Genomic DNA, 18,214 nt, shown 5'->3' on the forward strand with positions numbered 1-18,214 from the left:
TTGTAGTTTTGCTATGCTGCAATCCCAAAAGTTTCCTATTCTTACATTTCCTTTTTCAACAGAAGCAGGCACTTTTATCCTGCTTCTGTTTTATTTCGGTCTAGGAAATTACAAAATTTTGCATCTGTGGATAAACTTACTAAGTTATTTAGCCACGTCCGGCTCCAGCGCCCAGCAACTAGGCGACTTCACGAATCGCCCTACGATAAGTCATCATTGATTCGTCAACACCGGCTCACCATGATCCATAAAACTTTAGTTGCTTCATCCACTCGCTACGTTGCTAACCGGGCGCTTGCGCCTTTGTTCTTACTATAGGAAAGTATAAAGTTATAAGGTTTATAGTATAAGCCATGTTTTTCTAATATTTATGTGAATGAATTCCCTCCATCAGGTAAACCTAAAACTGATTTGCTTCAAGGAGGTCATTCATTTGAATCACTATTGGCTAATGCTCATAGATACCATTTTCGGATTTTTCGCCTTGTTCTTGCTCACAAAATTATTAGGGAAAACACAAATTACTCAATTAACGCCGTTTGACTTCATATCTGCTTTAATTCTCGGAGAATTAGTAGGAAATGCTTTATTCGACAAAGAAGCAGGTGTCATTGAAATAGCCTTTGTGATTATTCTTTGGGGAAGTTTGCTATATATAACAGAGATAACTACACAAAAATTCAAACGTACGCGCAGCTTGTTAGAAGGAGCACCCGATTTTATTATTTATCGTGGCAAGTTAATTAGAGATGTAATGAAAAAAAATAATTTGGATATTAATCAATTACAAAGCCTCTTACGGGCTAAAGATGTTTTTTCAATACGAGAAGTAGAATTTGCTTTTATGGAAACAAACGGAACCGTATCTGTTATTCTAAAGCCTGCCTATCAAACACCGAATAAGCAAGAGCTTCAAGTTTCAACTGAGAAAACGTATTTAGCCACTACGCTAATCAATGATGGAGAAATTATCTATGACAATTTAAAAGAGAAAAATTTGACGGAGGAATGGTTAATGGACCAATTAGAAGAACAACAATATAAACATATAAGCGATGTTTTTTATGCCGAATATAAAAAAGGCGAAGGGTTATTTATTCTTCCTTATGTGAATAGAGAGCATAAAAAATATGATGAGAAGTAATTAGGATTACTTCTCATCATATTCAATAGTAAGTCAAAAAACTTATCATACCTCTACGCTGAACCGATCTCCTTTTTTATACATTCCACGAAACTTCGATGATACCAAAGCTTCTTGGTTTGTTAACACATACCGATCATATCCAGCTACATGGAGTCGTTCATATTGTTTGGATAATTGTTGATGCCTGCGATCAAGTACGCTTTTAAATGGTCGTTGAACTGGCATTGTATCCTGTTTCTTTACGCTTATTCTTTGGTGATATTGCTGATATTGGTATTGCTTTATTGGCAATATATATCCCATGTACCACCACTCCTTTATAGATATGGAAAGCTTTTTTTATCTTTCTACTATTATATACCCTATTTCAAAATAATCCATGCATTTTTACTCTTCTAATTTAGCTCCAATTTCTAATAAAGCATTTTCGATTTGAGCCATTTGCTTTAAAAAAGCTTCATTCCAATTACCTATCTCCATTTCCCATTGTTCCGCTTTTTTATCTGGATATTGAAGCCAATTTTCATTTTTCTGCAAATGCTTATCAATAATATCCATATTGTATAACCATTTAGGTTCAATAAAACGCATACTTTTTACCTCCGACGATGCCAATTGTATTGTTTTTTCTTCTGGCAATATTGTCGTAATAGGTGCATCTTACACTAGTAACCAAAATTATCTAATTAAGGATTTATTTAATCAAAGCCAAGAAAATGGCGATCTACGCTCATCTTCTCTATGTTCATCATCTTCTCTGTCATAAGAATCTTCTTTTTCGTGATCCTCTTTTTCATTTTCATCGAAAGGACGTCTTCTTGAAGCAAAAGGATCTCTTCTGTGCGGTGGACGGGGTGGTCGCTGAGGTTCAATAAAAACGTTATCTGCTTTAATGACGAGATCCTTCACATGAATTACTTGCTTTTTTCTTTCCGACATTTTGTTCACTCCTCTTCAATATAATCGTTATTAGTCTATGTTTCATTTTGAAAATCAGTATAGACATTCGCCCGCTTTTTAGAAAAACTTGGCTTGTCGCCAAGTCTTATGGAGAAAGCCTTTGTTTTTTATATCATAAACCAAAAATATTATACTTTTCTATAGTGATAAAAAACGATTCATTAGAAACCCACTCCTCCAAAGATTCCGTTTTGCTTTGCAGGATAAACCATTGAACATTATATAGCAATTTGTAACTATGGATTTTAATACTTTTATCTCTCCCTTTGGCTTGTTCAATTCATTATTTGTCATTCTTAAAGTAGGAGTCTTTCAACACCTTATACCTGAGATAAACGAAGCGTTTAATTTCTCTACGCATAATTGGTGGTAATGCCCACACAATCTATACATCCGTACATATCCTAGTAAGGACAAATGAGTCAATCAAAAGTCGAAAGGAGAAATCATTCATGGGCTGTGGAAAAGATTTTGATACAGGAAATTGTGTATGCGATATTTTAAAAGAAATCGCTGATGCACAAAATGACGTTATAGAAAATTGCTGTGATTCCAGCTGTGAACAATCAATCAACGATCTTCTGGGGGAGACAGATCAAGGCAACGGACTTGATACAGTTCCAGTGATTTTGTACTGCAAAGGAACTTGTAAGCCATTTAAAGGTTTTGGAGCTCATCCAAGTAATATCGGTGATATTGTTGCAAGTTTCTATTTTAGAGTGAAGAAAGTAACCAATGATTGCTGTGCAGTAATTGAATTATTAAGAGATCCTCGTGATGATAAAGAAAATCCTGACAACCCAGTAGAACAAGACACAAAACCTTTACGTGCTACAGGCATTTGTATTACAGTAGACCTAAACTGCTTCTGCCATGTAACATGTCTTCCAGCAATTAATGCTTTAAACTAATTTCCAAATGAACACTGAGACGATAAAGGTCTCAGTGTTCAACTTACATCCATTGTATGTAATACATGGCAAGTGGGACTATGAAGTAGCCCCACCTGTATTTTTAAAACCCCAAAAGCTTAATATGCTTAATATCATCCAAACTTACTTTTGTACTGGCGGAACGATTACCGACTCGAATGTATACATCGTTCCCTTCAGCTCCAGTAATGACACCACGATATGTTCGTTGATCCGTTTTAATTTCACATTTTAGCTTTGGAGCGTAGCTAGGGGAATTAATAAAATAATCTACTTTTTCTTCGATCGACATGTCTTTAAATTTTTGCTTTTCCTCCGTTTGATTTTGCTTCAATTTTTCTTCGTGCCCATATTCTTCTTTACTATTATAATTTTTGTTAAAAGATGGATGCCTCATCCCCTTTTTTTCCTCCCCGCCATTTGTTGATGTTTCATTTTGCTCCTTTTTCGGAGTTACATACATATGCTGCATTGGGACATGCATTTGCCCTTCATTCGGTTGATGGATGAAAAGTAATGGTTTTTTTGCATACTTCTTCCCCATTCTTACTTCCCCCTTCCTTTCTCTTCATTATATGAAAATGCCCAGAAAAATGTGTTGTTCATTTTCTGTATCTGAGAAAAGGTTTATGATTTAGAAATATTTGGCTATTGCAAAATTTCTGTAGAAAAAAAGCGTTGTTTTACTTATACGATAAAGCCTAAAATCTTATACTATAAACCAAAAAAGGCTTATATTTCCCTCTAGCGGAACAAAGACCCGGCTCTCCCGCTTTTAGTCGTCCTTCCTTTTAGGATGAACCGATGATGGCTTATCAAAGGAGATTTCGTGAAGTCGCCTCGTGCTGGGCAATCAAGCTGGATGTGACTATTCGGTTATTCCCTTATTCACAAGCACCTCATTTTATAATTTATTAGACAGAAAAAAAAGCTTGCAGAAAAACAATGAGTTTTCTCTACAAGCTGGTAATTACGTCTTATGACAAGAGTTTTTGCTTACATGATAACTCCTAAATATTATGCTATATTATTAGCCTCATAGTACAAAAAGCATTTTATGTTCTAGATTAAATACTTCATAAATAGTGTTGCCATACTAAAATAAATGAGAATAGAAATGATATCATTAATTGTTGTAATAAATGGACCTGAAGCAACAGCAGGATCAATTTTTAATCGATCCATAAAAATAGGTACTAATGCACCTGTAATTGTAGCTACAAATAAAGTTGCAGCTATGGAAATCCCTACAAGCACTCCTAAATAAATCTCATGTTTCCATACATAAATTACTAGGGTAATAAGCAGGCCACAAATAACCCCATTGATAATGCCTGTACTTGCTTCCCGTAAGACTAGTTTCATTTTCCCTTGCTTGCCATAATCTCCACTTGCCAAACCTCGAACTGCAACAGCTAATGCTTGTGTGCCAGTATTACCTGCCATTCCAGCAATTAAAGGTATAAAAATAGCCAAGACTGCTACTTGATTTAATGTTTCTTCAAATCGACCAATGAGGCTTGCAGTAAACATTCCTAAAAACAATAAAATGACTAGCCAAGGTAAACGTTTTTTCACGGAAATTAATGCTGTATCATTAGGTTTATCGATATCTGATACCCCTGCAAGCTTCGAATAATCATCGCTTGCTTCTTCTTCCATAACATCCATAATGTCATCAACAGTAATAATTCCTAATAAATGATCTTGAAAATCAACAACCGGTAATGCCAAGAAATCATAGTCTCGCATCATTTGAGCAATTTCTTCTTGGTCTTTTCCAGCTGATACGGCGACGACTTTTTCCATCATGATACTTTCTATTTTTGTATCTTCTGGTGCTACAATTAAATCTCTTAAAGATAACACACCGACTAAACGCTTATCTTCATCTAATACATATAAATAATAAATTGTTTCTGCATCAGGCGCTTGCTCCTTTAATTGTTGCATCGTCTGCTTGGCAGTGTTTGTTTTATAAGTAGCGATAAATTCTGTTGTCATAATACTTCCGGCAGTTTTTTCTTCATAATGTAATAAGTGCTTTATCTCATCTGCTGCGGATGTATCCATAATTGTTAAAAAGCTAGCAATATGATCTTTATCCATTTCGTTCAAAATATCGACAGCGTTATCTGCGGACATTTCCGCTAGCACCATAGACGCAAAGCGAGGATCCATTTCACTAATTAAATCACGAGTCTGTTCCTCTTCATCGATACTCTCCATAATATCTGCAATCTCTTCTGGAGATAAATAAGTATAGATTTGTAAACGAATTGATTTTTTCTGTTCAATGAAAAACATAGCTTGGTCATAGGAATGCATATCAAGGAATTCGTTGCGAAACCCTTCCATATTTTCTCGTTTTAATTGCTGTTGTAATTTTTTCCAATGCTGTTCATACTGCTTTTCATAATCTTTGTCATAACGATGGTTGGTTTCCATACAATCACTTCCTTCTACCCTATTCCATTACGCTTTTTAAAGCAGGTAAACCCTTTTACTTGGATGAGTGGCAAGGGTTGTCTATAATATAGAGCAACTAATACCATCCATGTTGTTTAATCACGCACATATCATATCCAAAAACAGACAACAAATCAAGGAGTGTTTCTATGAAAATAGACGTAATTGGTGATGTTCACGGTTGCTTCGAAGAATTAGAGCAATTATTTTCCAAATTAGGCTACAAAAAAGAACAAATTATTTATATTCACCCACAACAGCGTGTGCCAGTATTTGTAGGTGATATAACCGACCGGGGGCCACATTCCCTAAACGTAATTACACTTGTATACCATATGGTTATTACCCATAAAAAAGCACGATACGTTCCCGGAAACCACTGTAATAAATTATATCGTTATTTTTTAGGTAATAAAGTACAGTTACGACATGGTTTGGAAACAACCGTTGCCGAGTATAAGCGTTGCTCTAAAGAAGAGCAAGCTATTATTCGCCAGCGATTCATGACGTTATATGAGCAAGCACCATTATATTTGCAAATTCCAGAATGTAATGCAATTATTGCGCATGCAGGTATCAAAGAAAGCTACGTTGGAAGAGCCAATAAAAAAGTAACATCATTTGTTTTATATGGAGATACAACTGGTGAATTTCATGCTGATGGAAGACCGGTACGTCGTGATTGGGCGGCATATTATCAAGGAGATAAATGGATAATTTATGGCCATACACCCGTGTTGCAGCCAAGATTCTTAAATAAAACAGTCAACATTGACACTGGCTGTGTATTCGGAAATCAATTGACTGCGTTTTCTCTCCCTGAGGAAAAGATAACGGCTGTTTCTTCCAAACAGCCATTTGTCAAAGAGAAGTTTGCAACTTACGAAGCGCATTAACCATATCCAATGGCAAATTTACTGAAAAACGCAATGTTTGTTTTGTAATGGGATGCGGAAATGTTAACGCATAGCAGTGCAAAGCTTGACGCTGTATGACGCTAACATCACCTCCGTATAATGAATCGCCATAAAGCGGGTGTCCTATACTAGAAAAATGAACACGAATTTGATGCGTTCTGCCTGTTTCTAACTGAACAGTAACAAAAGAGCAGCCTGTTAAATTACGTTCTACACGATAATGGGTAACGGCTCGTTTTCCATTTTCTCGTATTTCCCGTTCAATAATGGAATCTTCTTTTCTCCCGATTGGCGCATCGATTGTACCCGAAGTCTTGCTTAAAGCCCCATCTACAATCGCTTGGTATTTTCGCTTTAATTCACCCGCTTGCTGAGATGTGGATAAAACGGAGTGGCTGTATCGATGCTTAGCAACTAGCATTAGTCCAGAAGTATCCTTATCTAGCCTTGTCACGATATGAACCGTAGAAGCACTATTTTGCTGCTCATAATGGGCTAGTAACCCATTAGCTATCGTACCTTTAGGATAATGATAAGATGGAAGAACTGCTACGCCTGCCTGTTTATCGAGTACAATAATATCTTTGTCTTCATAGATAATCGAAAGGGGGACTTCTCCTGGAACCATAAAATTCCCCTTTTTTTCTATCGGCAATTTAATTTCCACTTCGTCTCCTTCTTTTAATACATAACGAACGGATTGCTCAACATCATTTACTAAAATGAGACCGCCCTCAAATTTAATTGCTTTTAAAATTCGTCTAGATACCCCTTGAACTTGGCGAATGTAATCACGAAGAAGCATTCCTTCATGCTGTTTCTCAATAATCCATTTCATGATATTCACTTTCCTGTTATCTGTTATTTTCATCTGCAATAAATGATTCACGTACTCTTTTCCAAAAAGGAAATTGGCGAAAACGAGCAAAGCGAATACGTTCTTCAGCAACACGACATTGAATTGATTTCACATTAGCATAGTTTGTAGTAAAATGATCAATCGCTATAAGAAAACTTCGATCAACAACTGGCTTCAATAAACATGTGTGGTGCTTTGGTAAGATGAGTGGTGATCCGATGGTCCGAAAAACTCGATTATTAATTGAAGCCATCTCGGTTAATTGAATGGCATCAATAGAAGGGTGAATAATGCCACCGCCTAGTGCTTTATTATATGCCGTACTACCCGACGGTGTGGAGATACATAAACCATCACCACGAAATGTTTCAAAATGTTCACCTTTAATTTCAACATCAAACACAACAGAACCATCAGCTGTTTTAATTGTAGCTTCGTTTAAAGCTAAAAAACGATCTTCAATTCCTCCTGATTTTCCTCGAATAATCACTTCTAATAACGGATATTCAACAATTTGAAATGGCGTTTTCGCAATCTCTATGATTAGCTTCTCTACTTCATCCGGAACCCAGTCAGCATAAAACCCCAGATGACCAGTATGTATTCCAATAAACGCTGTTTCATTTAACCGCTGTAAATAAGTGTGAAAAGCTTCTAAAAATGTACCATCCCCACCAACAGATATGACTAAATCAGGCTCATTTTGATTATATTCTAATTGAAAATCCGTTAAATATTGCTTTATTGTTGACTTTATTTGTTCAGAACGCTCATCGCCTTTAGATACGATAGCAAATTTCATGATTGCCTCCTCCTTTCATTTCTCTATGTTAGAAAATTATTGTGCTAGATACGGAAGCTATGAGTTTTTATAACTCGAAAGCGTTTTGTATGAAAAAGTTATCTATAAAAGAATTTTGTTAGGTTAAAACATTTTCAGTTTAGAAGATGAAAAGATGAATGCAGTTCTACTAAGGGGTTGTTCAAAACGTTACCTTAACTAGACTATTTTCGATGAAACATCTTTTGAGCTTCTTGAACTTCATGTTTGATTTTTGACATTTCTTCGTCTAGCTTAAAAGCAGCTTCTGCAGCGTTTTGTAATCGTACTTTTATATTTGCTGGTATACTACCTCTATATTTATAGTTTAGAGAATGCTCATTTGTCGCCCAAAAGTTCATTGCTAACGTTCGAATTTGAATTTCTGCTAACAGTTTTTTCATCCCAGACACGGTTTCTACTGGGTATTCAATAATGAGGTGATAGGAGCGGTAGCCACTTTCTTTTTTCTGAGAAACGTAATCTTTTTCTTCAACGATTGTTAAATCATTTCTTGCACGGATCATTTCTACTACGGTGTATATGTCATCCACAAATTGACAAACAACTCTTACTCCAGCAATATCTTGAATTTCACTTTCTATATGCTCTAATGGGATTTTTCGGTTTTCGGCTTTTTCTATAATGCTTGGGACTGGCTTCACACGACCAGTTATAAATTCTATTGGTGAATGTTCAGACTCGTATTCAAATTGCTTACGTATTCCTTTTAATTTAACTTTTAATTCTTCTACAACTTGGGCATATGGCGCAAGTATAGATTGCCATTTCACATTAAACACCACCTGATAAGTTAAAATCAAGTTATATAGTTTACAATACGTTACGTCAAGACTCTACTATTGTACCATAAAATAGAAGACAATAATCTTTGCAAATTCATTTCAGATTAGCGATAATCAATGATAGCAGAACTTGGTTATTACAAGAGGGGGACAGGCATGACACAAGAAATAGAAATTGAATTTAAAAATTTATTAACTTCCGATGAGTATCATACATTGTTAACCGAACTTCCATTCCCTAACGAAGCTGTGACTCAAACCAATTATTATTTTGAAACAAAGGATCGCACTTTGCAAGGATTAGGAAGTGCATTACGTATCAGGCAAAAAGACAACCAATATCAACTAACGTTAAAACAACCGCATCCTAATGGTTTATTAGAGACACATGATAAGCTAACAAGGAAAGAAGCGGAAGCGTGTATGCAGGGAAAAATGGTTGCAAAAGATGAAACTGCAAAACAGTTAAATGAACTAGGTGTAGACATTGGTTCCCTCATGTGCCTTGGTAGTTTAACTACTGAACGAAGAGAATTTCAATTTCAAGATGTTCTTCTTGTTTTAGACTTCAGTAAGTATAACGGAATATCAGACTACGAACTGGAATTAGAAGCAACATCTTATGAATCAGGGCATATTTTTTTCAACCATGTATTAAATAAGTTTTCAATCCCAAAACGCCATACACCAAATAAAATTGAGCGGTTTTTTAAAAGTAACTAAATACAATCAACTTCTCTATTATTATTGTTTTTACTATTTTTAGAGCTTGGATAATCAGATTATTTGCCCAACAAGCCTTCCGTTGCTACAATATATAGAAACTGGTAAGGGGAGTACACATGAGGAACCAGACAAATTCTATCTTTGAAGCAATTGGCGGATTACCTGTTGTAGAAAAGCTTGTCGAAGCTTTCTATACAAGAGTGAGCAAGCATCCCGATTTAATTCCTATATTTCCAGAAGATTTAACAGAAACGATTCATAAACAGAAATTGTTCCTCACGCAATTTTTTGGCGGACCGCCTTTGTACGCAGAAGAAAGAGGCCATCCAATGTTACGCAGAAGACATTTACCTTTTGCAATTACACCAACACGAAAGGATGCTTGGCTTACATGTATGGCAAATGCGCTTATCGAAGCAGAAATCGAAGAACCATATCGTACAGCTATATTTGAAAAACTAACCTTAACTGCAAACCACATGATGAACACGCCAGATTAGGAGAAAGGAGAATCGGTGTGAGTTGGGAATATTCTGGAGCAGATTCCTTGTATCAAAACACATCGGAAAAATATAGCTATTTTGATTTTGTTCAGAAACCTATAGAAATCTACGTCTTTATCGACCCATTATGTCCTGAATGTTGGGCGCTTGAACCTTTTTTAAAGAAACTTTCTACAGAATATGGACGTTTTTTCACTATTCGTCCAATCATTAGTGGTTATTTAAATTTATTAAACCAAGAATCTTTTGAACGTCCACGTAACATAAAGGAATTGTGGGAAAAAACAGCAAAACGGACTGGCATGTGCTGTGATGGAGATCTATGGGAAGAGAATCCTGTCTCCAGTCCATGGATTGCTTCTTTAGCTATTAAATCGGCAGAATTACAAGGAAAAAAAGCTGGAAAAATGTTTTTACGTAAAATTCGTGAAATGCATTCTTATATAAACAAGATATTTCGAAAGAGTCTGCTCTTTTAACCTGTGCAGAGGAAGCTAATTTAGATGTGAATGAGTTTATATCTGATCTTTATTCCAAGTCAGCAAAAAAAGCACTTCAATCAGACGTAAAGCTAACACAAGAAATGCAAGTTGAATATATTCCAACGATTGTTTTTTTTAATCAATTTACAGAAGAACAAGGAATTAAAATTTCTGGACTTTATCCATATGATATTTATTTACGTGTTCTAAGAGAAATATTGCAAAAACAAGCAATTCCTTCTGAAAAACCGATGTTGGAAGATTTCCTTTCTTACTACAAAACCGTAAGCACCACAGAAATTGCAGTCGTTTATGACTGGTCACAGGCTAAAACAGAGCGAGAAATGAAAAAATTGCAATTAAGACAAAAGGTCAAATGTATACCAGTGAAACATGGGAATTTTTGGGTCTACCAAGAATAGTCCTTTTTCCGCATTGCATGTCACACTTATTGCATGACTATTTAGCAAAAATTGGCTATCACAAAATCTTTATGACGAAAACTGTAGTTTCTCTTATACTATAAACCAAAAAAATCTTATACTTTTCTATAGTGCAAAAAAGCCTTATTATAGGGCTTTTATTTTTTTACTCTGAGAACAGTCGTCCTTCCCCCTATAGTATAAACCAAATACTTTCCCTATCATGTAAAAAATTTTATAGATAAACTTCGCTTACCACCAATCTTGCACCTAATTTTATAAATTTTTATACAAAGAAAGAAGGATATGCGGGGCAGCGCATATCCTTCTTTTCTCTTTGTAATAACAAAGGGGGATGGGAGAAAGTTTCATGATCAAACAAAGGGGTTTTGTTTGTATCTAACTTACATTCTAAATATACCAAGTAATACGCTTAGATGCAATAGTTATGTGCATTGATTCACAAAAATGTCAATAATAAAAGCGTTTTCTTAAATCGTTTCCCGTGCAAGCCCTACAAAGACAAGTGCGTTGCAAATATCTTCCTCACATTTTTTAGAAAAACTTGGCTTTTTGCGAGATCTTATGGCGAAATCCTTTGTTGTTCTTATACTATGAACCAAAAAAATCTTTATACTTTCCTATAGTGTAAAATAAAAGTTTAACAAAATAGGAATAATGCAAACAAATAGTTAATATTTTGTAGAGAGAGGTGATTATATGAAAACATTCGTTCAACCTATTCTTTTTTTAATTTTAACTGCTGTTGCTTTTATTTTAAATATTTTAGGGCTCATGCAAGTTATGCCTCTTTATATAACATTACCATTATTGTTTATTTCCATTTATCTAACCATTTATTCCTTCGTTTATAAACGAACGTATCGCGGACGAGGTATACGCTAGAATGCCCTATGTTTTAATAAACAAAAAAGCAGGATGTTTTTAGCATCTTGCTTTTTTGTTACACTATAAAAAAACATATAGTTTTTAGGCTTTATCGTATAAGCAAAATGAGGCTTTCGCCATAAGAATTGGCGACAAGCCGTGATCTTAATGAGATAAACAGATTACTTAAGCAGACCTTCTAATTGCTCCAGTTTTTCAGCAAACACATCTAATGCATCCAAAATCGTTTGTTTACTATTCATATCTACGCCAGCTTTTTGCAATACTTCAATCGGGTACTCGCTACTACCTGCTTTTAGAAAATCCGTATAACGTTCCACAGCTCCATCGCCTTCTGTTAAAATTTGCTGCGCTAAGGCCGTTGCTGCTGAATATCCTGTTGCATACTGATATACATAATAATTGTAATAGAAGTGAGGGATTCGCGCCCATTCCAGACCAATTTCTTCATCAGAAATAACATCATCACCATAATATTTTTTATTCAAATCATAATACAATTCAGTAAGCTTTTCTGCAGTTAGAGCTTCTCCTTGCTGTTGCTTTACATGGATCATATGTTCAAACTCAGCAAACATCGTTTGACGAAATACAGTTCCTCTAAATCCTTCTAGAAAATGATTTAATACGTATAGCTTTTGTTTTTCATCTGTTAGATTTTTTAATAAGTAATCATTTAACAATGCTTCATTGCATGTAGAAGCAACTTCTGCAACAAAAATAGAGTAGTTTCCATAACGATAAGGTTGGTTATTTCGCGTATAGTAGCTATGAACAGAATGCCCTAGTTCATGAGCTAAAGTAAACATATCATTTACATTATCCTGCCAATTCAGCAAAATGTAAGGATTCGTTCCATAAGCACCTGAAGAATAAGCCCCACTGCGTTTTCCTTTATTTTCTTCTACATCAATCCATCGATTATCGTACGCTTCTTTCACGATATTTAAATACCCCTCTCCTAATGGAGCAAGGCCTTCAAGCACATATTGCTGCGCTTTTTCATAGGTTATTTCCATATCAACATCACGAACAAGCGGTGTATAAATATCGTACATATGCAATTCATCTAATTCCAATACTTTTTTACGCAATTGAATATATCGATGCAGTAACGGAAGACGTTCATTAACTGCTTCAACTAAATTATCATACACTTTCTCCGGAATATGATTATTATCAAGTGCGGCTTGTCTAGCAGATTCGTAATTTCTTACTTTTGCAACAAAGTTATCTTTTTTGATATTTCCACTCAATGTCGACGCAAATGTGTTTTTAAATGCACCGTAAGTTTCATACATCGCTTGAAAAGCTGCCTTCCGTACAGAACGATCTTGTGATTCCATAAAGCGAATATATCTACCATGTGTAACATCTACTTCTTCTCCGTTTTCATCCTTAATTGATGGAAACGTTAAATCTGCATTGTTTAACATACCAAACGTCTGAGAAGCAGTTCCTAACGGCTCTGAAGCTTCAGCTAAAATGGCCTCTTCGCGCTTATTTAAAATATGCGGTCGCTGACGAGTGATTTCATCCAATGTTTTTTGATAAACTTGCAAACCTTCTTCTTCTTGCAAAAACTGCTTTAATGTAGCTTCGTTAATTTCTAAAATCTCTGGTACAATATAGCTCATTTTACTAGATGCAACCGTGATAACGTTTTCTGCTTGTGCATTTATCCGCTGATAAAATGAATTTGTCGTATCCTGATCATAACGCATATGTGCATATGTAAAGAGCTTGCCTAACCGTTCCGATAATTGATCCTGAAGCTTTAACACATCATAAAGGTTTTTCGCTGAGGAACCTAATGTGCCTTGGTAATTTTCAATTTCTGGAATAGCTTTCTGCAAATCTGTTAATTCCTGTTCCCATGCTTCATCCGTTTCAAAAATGTCCTCTAACCTCCATGTTAATTCAACAGGGAGTTCTTTTCTTTTAGGTAGTTCTTTATTAGCTTTTGCCATTTCCTTAACCTCCTCATTGTTCCTTAATAGGATACATTAAATTGTTCCCACTATAAAGATTTTCGCTTTTCAATAGCTTTTTCCTGTTCCATATTTCTTTTTCAGAACGATTATACGATTTTTTCTATAGGAAAAAAATATCTGTTATTTAGTATACATTATTTTGGAAAAAACATGCTTATTTTTTGCTGTTTCAATCTGTGGAGAAGATGTCTATCAGCAATAATTGCTTCATCTATTGTTTTAGGAAAATAAACATCCGTTTGTTTCCTAAAAGTGATTGCAGACTGTTGGCTAAACATTTGCAGTTGCTTGAGGAGTAGCATATATTCATATAATGGATTGAATGTATTACAGGTTAAAGGAAATTCACTTGTTGTATTCACCTTAGAGATTCTTTTATAAGAAGCGATGTTTATCGTCTCACCAATTTGGAGTAAAGCCAATTTTTCTAATACAAAGCGACTTTGCCACTCCCATAGCGGCCTGTTCATGAAAAGCTGGGATTGAATTGGAAGATAAATAATAGAAGGAAGGTTATGAAGATATACGTTTTTGCTGTAGAGCCATTTGTGCCATTGAAGCTGTTGAATAGAAAGTTTATGACGTTGTTTTGTACGAAAGATTAATTTTTCTTGCTCCCATAGCGTATACAATTTTTCGCTAGTAAATAATTTATGATCAAACAAATTTAAAAATGAAATTTGATTTAATTTGGAATTTATTAAGGTGGTAACAGCTAATTGTTTGGAAGTCATATATATATCGTGGGCAATAATGAATTGATTTGCTACTGGACAAAAGAAGAAAATTCGTGGTGAAAGCTGAGCGGAAAACTGGTGGATAAAAGACTGAACGAAAGTATTTATTCGTAATTTATGGGCGCTTTTTCGTTTTAACTGGTTTGCCCCTAATATCCATAATGGGTAAATGCCAACCGAACGATAACCTTCTGTTCGAGCTTTTAGAAGTTCCCTAGAAATAGTTGCACATTGATACTCGATTGCTATCCGCTTTTTTCCAATATGGAGAAGTAAATCTGGACGTTGTTTAATTTCTTTAATATACGATTCTAATTCAACTGCTAGATTCTGTTTAGTCAACCAGTTAAAAAGCAACATTTTTCCCCGTTCATGATACACACCCTCTCCCTCTTCTGCTGCGTGACAATCTGGATTAGGATAGTGCGCAAAATGAGGAATTACCTTTTTACCAGAACGTATAAAAACGGCGCCTTTGCATATAGGGCAAAAAAAAGATTGCTCGTTTTTTTTCATATTAACTATTTCTCGGTAAGTATTTGTAAATAATGTTATTTTGTTACCATACTTGTCCATAGCTTGTAGCATGAAAAACCTCCTTGTCTAGTTGGTATGTTATTGTTGCTTATTTATTTATTTGCTTGAAAATGTATAGGTGCGTTGAAAGCGTCTGTTACACATATGAAATCTTTGTCCATACGTGGAATTGAATCTCCTCCCTTGTTAGAAAAACTTGGCTTGTCGGCAAGTCTTATGGCAAAAGCCTTTGTTCTTCTTATACTTAAACTAAAAAATTTTATACTTTCCTATAGTGCAAGAAACACAGACTTATGCTTTCCCCACAAAGAGGCAGTTGAAAGAAAGACCAGTCCTTTAGGGGCGACGGGATTTTCAACTGCTTATTAATATTGGATAGCTTATTTATTGGACACTTATCCCAAGTCGATGGTTAAAAGTGATATATAAGATGTTATCATAATCACGCGTCAAGATAACATGTAACTCGTAAACAAAATAATTCTGATAGCATTGTTATAATCGAAAGCACTAATGGAATAAGTCCTCGTTTAATGAAAGAATGTACAAAAGGAAAGTGAAGGGCGGAGGATATGAATAAATAAAACGCAGGCACCCTATACAGAGTGCCTATATGTTTGCAGGGAAATAAGCTCTAATATTCGAGAATGTGTTTTGTTCAAAAATAATTTTTCCATATTCAGACAGCACATGATTCGTAATATCTGTATCATTACCAAATTCAAAAACTTTACTAATCATGTTCTCTTGTTCTTCTTCTTCAATTTCATCTTCCAAAAATTCCATATATAAATAATAGGTATCGTTATAATGGTATAAGGTTTCTACAGTCCCTAAATTGTCATTTATAAAATAGTGACTTAACTGGATAACATCTTCAAAATCTTTGAAGCTAGCAATAATCCAAAGGTTCTCATCATTGTATTGCTCGTTATCTTCTTCATCTTCTTTGCTAAATTTGTCCTCAAGCATATTTTCGATTTTCTTGTCCACCGGAAAATCTACCGCATTTCCATCATCTGTTTGTAATTCAATATTATCACCATTTTTGGAAATATGAGCCTTCGTAACAATGATTTCAAGTCCCTTTTCCAAAGCTTGAACTTGAATCCATAATGGACCATCAACATTAAAATCTTCTTTAAAATTCACTTCATCCATCATTTGCCAAAACAGTTGTTCGCTTCGTTCTCTGTTGTACCAAATCTCCTCGCGTTCAAAACCACGATCTTCAATATCCATATATGAAATGTAAAACTTAACTGTATTCTCATTTATTCTTTCTATTTCCATTTTTTTCTCCCCCTTCTTTTTTTGGTAGGTGGAAGATACAGTCTCACCACTTGTAACTTACTTGCACAATACCCTTCTTTGTTCATTCTTAACCTTGTTTTCAGCATTAAGAATCTCGCCTTTATTTGTTCACCGAATTCTAAATAAGGTACATTCACTTAATCATATTGTATGATATGAAGAAGGGATTTGGAAACATATATGCCTATTTAATTAGTAACATATTTTAACCTATAATTAAAGATTTGTCACGCTATTTTTTTTGACGATATTAGGAAATAAAAATCGTTATCAAATACATTAGTTAAATTGAATTTTATTAGTGGGATTTTCTTCATCCCCACTAAACTGTTGTAACCCAAGACAGATTACAATGCTTGATACGGGTTTCTTACAGCCCTTCATATCCAGGTCCAACGTAAAAAACACAGCACCACTCGTCTGGTCTGTGTTTTTTATATTTGCTCAAAGTTATTATCCATATAACTCTGTGTTCTGTCATTATTATCTTGTTACTTCAAGATTAGTTAACCATTTTTTGCGCTTCACGTAATTGAAAGGTACGAACAGTTCTTGGAAGAAAACGACGGATTTCATCTTCATTATAACCAACTTGTAGACGTTTTTCGTCTAAAATAATTGGCCTTCTTAAAAGCCCAGGGTTCTTTTGAATCAAATTAAAGAGATCCTTCATTGGTAGTTGATCAATATTTACTTCTAATTTTTGAAATACTTTTGACCGAGTTGAAATAATTTCATCCGTACCATTTTCAGTCATACGCAAGATTTCCTTTATTTCATCCAATGTTAACGGTTCAGAAAATATATTACGCTCCGTAAATGGGATATTGTGTTCTTCCAACCATGCTTTAGCTTTCCTACACGATGTACAACTTGGTGAGGTATAAAGTGTAACCATCAAAAACTTCACTCCTCATTCTAAATAGTTTATTCCTTTATAAACTTTGAATGTTTTATCAAATAAAAATAAGTTTAAATTACCTTATATGTAGATTATACTACAAATGTCAAGCGAAAGGTAGAGGATTTTTGAGAAATTATTAGATTTTGTACTTTTTTATTACTTTTATTTTACCGCTTAATTGTAAGTTACCCATAATTGTTTTTATTTAAACCTGTTATTTAATAAAATCCACTTTTTTCACTAAGAAATTAAAAATTGTTTTATAGTATATAAATGCCTCAAAATGGATTAAAAATTACAAATCACCGTTTCCACCTTTTGAAGAGGCTATTGAAATTCGAACTAGGGAAAAAGGATAACAATTGGTTAAATAATTTAAGGAAGACTGATTTAACGGTGGAAATTCATTAACCGCAGACCCTTCTTTAGTTCCTATGATAATTGGAACAACTTGTTATATACCATTAGACGATCGTTCTACATTTGTCATTAATTACGTCTAAACCACCATAGAAAAGCCTTTTTACTAAATAAGTAAAAAGGCTTTTCTAGGTGCTATTAGTCACCCACTTCAAGAATAGGACAATGTGCATTTTACAAGGCTAAACAAGAAATAACTGCACCTTTGCGGATTTTGTTTTTTATATTACCTAGATTGTAAAATTAAGCGAGACACCAAAAAAGACATGTCATGATATACTCAACGAATAACCAACCAAAGTTAAGGAGAGTGTATCTGACATGTCCTACACCCATCTTACCAAAACAGAACTGGT

General features: G+C 34.7%; 18 protein-coding genes and 1 pseudogene. 7 read left to right on the forward strand and 12 right to left on the reverse strand.

Going from position 1 to position 18,214, the window contains the following annotated elements:
• The first annotated feature begins 433 nt into the window (after nt 1-433).
• The gene (locus tag HLX49_RS10225; protein ID WP_237342717.1) at nt 434-1,144 is read left to right on the forward strand and encodes a DUF421 domain-containing protein; all 711 of its coding nucleotides are present in this window, start codon (nt 434-436) and stop codon (nt 1,142-1,144) included.
• A gap of 45 nt (nt 1,145-1,189) precedes the next feature.
• On the opposite strand, the gene HLX49_RS10230 is transcribed toward HLX49_RS10225, so the two are convergent.
• The 3 genes from HLX49_RS10230 to HLX49_RS10240 all read right to left on the reverse strand — a co-directional run bounded on the left by HLX49_RS10230 (nt 1,190) and on the right by HLX49_RS10240 (nt 2,086).
• Complete coding sequence (locus tag HLX49_RS10230; RefSeq protein ID WP_077703116.1) at nt 1,190-1,450, reverse strand: hypothetical protein; 261 nt, start codon at nt 1,448-1,450, stop codon at nt 1,190-1,192.
• 84 nt (nt 1,451-1,534) lie between these two features.
• Nucleotides 1,535-1,738 carry a hypothetical protein gene (locus tag HLX49_RS10235; protein WP_077703115.1) on the reverse strand — a complete coding sequence of 68 codons (204 nt, stop codon included), beginning with the start codon at nt 1,736-1,738 and terminating at the stop codon, nt 1,535-1,537.
• A 111-nt stretch (nt 1,739-1,849) separates the two neighbouring features.
• Nucleotides 1,850-2,086 (reverse strand): hypothetical protein, encoded by a 237-nt coding sequence (locus HLX49_RS10240; RefSeq protein ID WP_077703114.1) that lies wholly within the window; start codon nt 2,084-2,086, stop codon nt 1,850-1,852.
• A gap of 473 nt (nt 2,087-2,559) precedes the next feature.
• Between HLX49_RS10240 and HLX49_RS10245 the strand changes: the two genes are divergently transcribed.
• Nucleotides 2,560-3,018: a CotY/CotZ family spore coat protein gene (locus tag HLX49_RS10245; protein WP_077703113.1), complete on the forward strand. Its 459-nt coding sequence runs from the start codon at nt 2,560-2,562 to the stop codon at nt 3,016-3,018.
• A 103-nt stretch (nt 3,019-3,121) separates the two neighbouring features.
• Here the strand turns inward: HLX49_RS10245 and HLX49_RS10250 are convergent, their stop codons facing one another.
• Entirely contained in the window at nt 3,122-3,583 is a 462-nt protein-coding gene (locus HLX49_RS10250) for a CotO family spore coat protein (RefSeq protein ID WP_077703112.1), read from the reverse strand.
• A 518-nt stretch (nt 3,584-4,101) separates the two neighbouring features.
• The gene (gene mgtE, locus HLX49_RS10255; protein ID WP_077703111.1) at nt 4,102-5,487 is read right to left on the reverse strand and encodes a magnesium transporter; all 1,386 of its coding nucleotides are present in this window, start codon (nt 5,485-5,487) and stop codon (nt 4,102-4,104) included.
• A gap of 170 nt (nt 5,488-5,657) precedes the next feature.
• Between mgtE and prpE the strand changes: the two genes are divergently transcribed.
• Nucleotides 5,658-6,404, forward strand: a complete 747-nt coding sequence (gene prpE, locus HLX49_RS10260) for a bis(5'-nucleosyl)-tetraphosphatase PrpE (protein WP_101933699.1) — start codon at nt 5,658-5,660, stop codon at nt 6,402-6,404.
• On the opposite strand, the gene HLX49_RS10265 is transcribed toward prpE, so the two are convergent.
• From HLX49_RS10265 to yjbM, 3 genes are all read right to left on the reverse strand, one after another.
• On the reverse strand, nt 6,370-7,263 hold the full coding sequence (locus HLX49_RS10265; protein ID WP_077703109.1) for an RluA family pseudouridine synthase: 894 nt from the start codon (nt 7,261-7,263) through the stop codon (nt 6,370-6,372). The genes prpE and HLX49_RS10265 overlap by 35 nt on opposite strands.
• A 16-nt stretch (nt 7,264-7,279) precedes the next feature.
• Nucleotides 7,280-8,086, reverse strand: a complete 807-nt coding sequence (locus tag HLX49_RS10270; RefSeq protein WP_077703108.1) for an NAD kinase — start codon at nt 8,084-8,086, stop codon at nt 7,280-7,282.
• 203 nt (nt 8,087-8,289) lie between these two features.
• Nucleotides 8,290-8,898 (reverse strand): GTP diphosphokinase, encoded by a 609-nt coding sequence (gene yjbM / locus HLX49_RS10275; RefSeq protein WP_077703107.1) that lies wholly within the window; start codon nt 8,896-8,898, stop codon nt 8,290-8,292.
• 168 nt (nt 8,899-9,066) lie between these two features.
• Between yjbM and HLX49_RS10280 the strand changes: the two genes are divergently transcribed.
• The 4 genes and pseudogenes from HLX49_RS10280 to HLX49_RS10295 all read left to right on the forward strand — a co-directional run bounded on the left by HLX49_RS10280 (nt 9,067) and on the right by HLX49_RS10295 (nt 11,949).
• Nucleotides 9,067-9,633 (forward strand): CYTH domain-containing protein, encoded by a 567-nt coding sequence (locus tag HLX49_RS10280; protein WP_077703106.1) that lies wholly within the window; start codon nt 9,067-9,069, stop codon nt 9,631-9,633.
• Between the two features lie 119 nt (nt 9,634-9,752).
• Nucleotides 9,753-10,136 (forward strand): globin domain-containing protein, encoded by a 384-nt coding sequence (locus tag HLX49_RS10285; RefSeq protein ID WP_073010782.1) that lies wholly within the window; start codon nt 9,753-9,755, stop codon nt 10,134-10,136.
• Nucleotides 10,137-10,153: 17 nt separating this feature from the next.
• Nucleotides 10,154-11,043, forward strand: a pseudogene (locus HLX49_RS10290) (ClpXP adapter SpxH family protein).
• Between the two features lie 720 nt (nt 11,044-11,763).
• Nucleotides 11,764-11,949 (forward strand): hypothetical protein, encoded by a 186-nt coding sequence (locus HLX49_RS10295; protein ID WP_077703104.1) that lies wholly within the window; start codon nt 11,764-11,766, stop codon nt 11,947-11,949.
• Between the two features lie 164 nt (nt 11,950-12,113).
• On the opposite strand, the gene pepF is transcribed toward HLX49_RS10295, so the two are convergent.
• From pepF to spxA, 4 genes are all read right to left on the reverse strand, one after another.
• A complete protein-coding gene (gene pepF / locus HLX49_RS10300; RefSeq protein ID WP_077703103.1) occupies nt 12,114-13,922 on the reverse strand; it encodes an oligoendopeptidase F in 1,809 nt (602 codons plus the stop codon).
• Nucleotides 13,923-14,080: 158 nt separating this feature from the next.
• Complete coding sequence (locus HLX49_RS10305; protein WP_077703102.1) at nt 14,081-15,271, reverse strand: competence protein CoiA; 1,191 nt, start codon at nt 15,269-15,271, stop codon at nt 14,081-14,083.
• 558 nt (nt 15,272-15,829) lie between these two features.
• Nucleotides 15,830-16,513, reverse strand: coding sequence for an adaptor protein MecA (mecA, locus tag HLX49_RS10310; RefSeq protein ID WP_077703101.1), 684 nt, complete (start codon nt 16,511-16,513; stop codon nt 15,830-15,832).
• 523 nt (nt 16,514-17,036) lie between these two features.
• The gene (gene spxA / locus HLX49_RS10315) at nt 17,037-17,432 is read right to left on the reverse strand and encodes a transcriptional regulator SpxA (protein ID WP_073010767.1); all 396 of its coding nucleotides are present in this window, start codon (nt 17,430-17,432) and stop codon (nt 17,037-17,039) included.
• Between the last annotated feature and the right edge of the window lie 782 nt (nt 17,433-18,214).

Origin of the sequence: Virgibacillus sp. (genome assembly GCF_013393565.1) — a bacterium.
Lineage (GTDB): Bacteria > Bacillota > Bacilli > Bacillales > Amphibacillaceae > Virgibacillus > Virgibacillus dokdonensis.